The organism is Streptomyces sp. SID4985, from assembly GCF_009863025.1.
GTDB lineage: Bacteria > Actinomycetota > Actinomycetes > Streptomycetales > Streptomycetaceae > Streptomyces.
In genome coordinates, this window is the sequence record NZ_WWIR01000710.1 from 1 (window position 1) to 2368 (window position 2368).

Genomic DNA, 2368 nt, shown 5'->3' on the forward strand with positions numbered 1-2368 from the left:
GCCGCCGTCGAGGCCGTGCGGCTCGGCGCCGTCGGACCGCCGCCGCCCGCACCCGCCTCCCAGGCCCGGCTGCGCGGCGGCCTCCACACGAGGTCCCGCGACCGCGCCGCGATCAGCCACCACTACGACCTGTCCAACGACTTCTACCGGCTCCTCCTCGACGACACCATGGCCTACTCCTGCGGCTACTGGACCGACGAGGCGACCGACGACACCGCTTCCGTCCGCGCCCAGCGCGCCAAGCTGGAGCTGATCTGCCGCAAGCTCGGACTGCGCCCCGGCGCCCGGCTGCTCGACATCGGCTGCGGCTGGGGCTCCCTCACGCTGTACGCCGCCGAGCGGCACAAGGCGCGGGTCACCGCCGTCACCCTCGCCCGCGAACAGGCCGCCCACGTCCGCGAACAGGTCCGCGAGCGGGGACTTGAGGACCTGGTCGAGGTGGTGTGCCAGGACTACCGCGACATCACCGGCTCCGGGTACGACGCGGTCGCCACGGTGGAGATGGGGGAGCACGTCGGCGACGCCGAGTACCCTGCCTTCGCGGCCGCGCTGCACCGGCTGGTGGTGCCGGAGGGCCGGGTACTGGTCCAGCAGATGTCGCGGGGGCACCGCGCGCCGGGCGGCGGCGCCTTCATCGAGGCGTACATCGCACCCGACATGCACATGCGGCCGCTCGGCGAGACCGTCGGGCTGCTGGAGGGCGCCGGACTGGAGGTGCGCTCGGTGGAGTCGCTGCGCGAGCACTACGTGCGCACCGTGGCCGCCTGGCACCGCACCCTCGAACGCCGCTGGGACGACGTCGTCCGCCTGGTCGGCGAGGAGACCGCCCGTGTCTGGCGGCTCTACCTGGTCGGCGGGGCGCTCGCCTTCGAGGAACGGCGCATGGGCGTGGACCAGATCCTCTGCGTGCGCCCCTCGGACACGGGCGCGAGCGGGCTGGGCCGCCCCGAGGGCGCCGACTGGTACCGGGGACTGGAGCAGACGTGACCGGCTTCGCGTGGGGCGCCTTCGCCTCGAACCTCGGCTGGGCGGCGGCGACCGCCTTCGCCGTCATGGCCGTCACCTTCGCCGTCGCGGTCCGCAAGGGTGTGCACCGGGTCGTGGACATCGCCTGGGGCGCCGCCTTCGCCGCCGTCGCGCTGGTGACCCTCGCCGCCTCGGCAGGGGAGGGCGACACGGCCCGGCGGGTCCTCGTCACGGTCCTCACCGCCGTCTGGGGGCTGCGGCTGGCCGTACACATCGCGCGCCGGAGCCGGGGCCACGGCGAGGACCCGCGCTACGCCGCCCTCCTCGACAAGGCCCCCGGCAGCCGGAACCTCTACGCCCTGCGCATGGTCTACCTCCTCCAAGGCGCCTTGGTCTGGCTGGTCTCGCTGCCGGTGCAGGCCGCCCCGTACGCGTCGCCCTCCGTCTCCGTCCTGGCCTGGCTGGGTACGGCCGTGTGGGCGGTGGGGATGTTCTTCGAGACCGTGGGCGACGCCCAGCTCGCCCGCTTCAAGGCCGACCCCGCCCACCGGGGCCGCATCATGGACCAGGGCCTGTGGCGGCTGACCCGACACCCCAACTACTTCGGCGACTTCTGCGTCTGGTGGGGCCTCTTCCTCGTCGCCTGCGACGGCGGCTGGGCCCCGGCCGTGGTGTCCGTGATCTCCCCGGTGGTGATGAGCTTCCTGCTTGTCAACGGCAGCGGGAAGCGGATGCTGGAGCGGCACATGGAGGGGCGGCCGGGCTGGGACGCGTACGTGGCCCGCACGAGCGGGTTCTTCCCGAGGCCGCCGAGGAAGCAGTAGGTGCTGGGGTGCTGGGGTGCTGGGGTGCTGGGGTGCCGGGGTGCCGGGGCTTTCGCGCGGGCGGGGGCCGAGGGAGGGGCGGCAAGGAGGTGCGGCCGCCCGCCGGGTCGGGGCCGCGCCTGCTCGCGGTTCTCGTCGGATCCACGTTGCTAGGTCGCTACGTCGGAAGGCTCAACACGGTGACGGGCGCGGTGGTCGGCCGGGGTGAGCCGCCCGCCGGTTCCACCGTGAGGCCGACCCCCGAGGCCCCGGACACCGGACCCCGCATCAGCACGGTCTGGCTGGGCAGCGCCGGGTTCATCAGGCCGGCCGACCTCATCGTCCCGCCGTCGTCGAACCACAGCTGGTACACCTTGCCGTCCGGCGGGGCGGGCATCCCCGAGGTCATGAACACCGCCCGGTCCCGGTCCGCCGACACCACCACCGTGCCCGTGCCGCCCGCCACCCGCACCGTGCGCGACTTGGCGTCGGGCGCGGCCAGCACCCCCGCCACCTCGTCGGCCCGCCCCTCCGCCACCGCGGCCCGCCGCCCGGCGTCCTGGGCGCGCTGGTACTGCCACAGCGCCACACCCCCGAAC

Annotated in this window: 3 protein-coding genes; 2 read left to right on the forward strand and 1 reads right to left on the reverse strand. The window is 74.6% G+C overall.

Annotated features, from left to right (window positions below):
* Together GTW40_RS31385 and GTW40_RS31390 are read left to right on the forward strand one after the other, a co-directional pair.
* The coding region (locus GTW40_RS31385; RefSeq protein ID WP_161183524.1) for a cyclopropane-fatty-acyl-phospholipid synthase family protein at positions 1-987 on the forward strand (987 nt) is incomplete at its 5' end.
* On the forward strand, positions 984-1790 hold the full coding sequence (locus GTW40_RS31390) for a DUF1295 domain-containing protein (RefSeq protein ID WP_161183525.1): 807 nt from the start codon (positions 984-986) through the stop codon (positions 1788-1790). The genes GTW40_RS31385 and GTW40_RS31390, both read left to right, overlap by 4 nt.
* 157 nt (positions 1791-1947) lie before the next feature.
* Here GTW40_RS31390 and GTW40_RS31395 read toward each other — a convergent pair.
* Positions 1948-2368: anti-sigma factor (locus GTW40_RS31395; RefSeq protein ID WP_161183526.1), on the reverse strand; the 421-nt coding region annotated here is incomplete at its 5' end.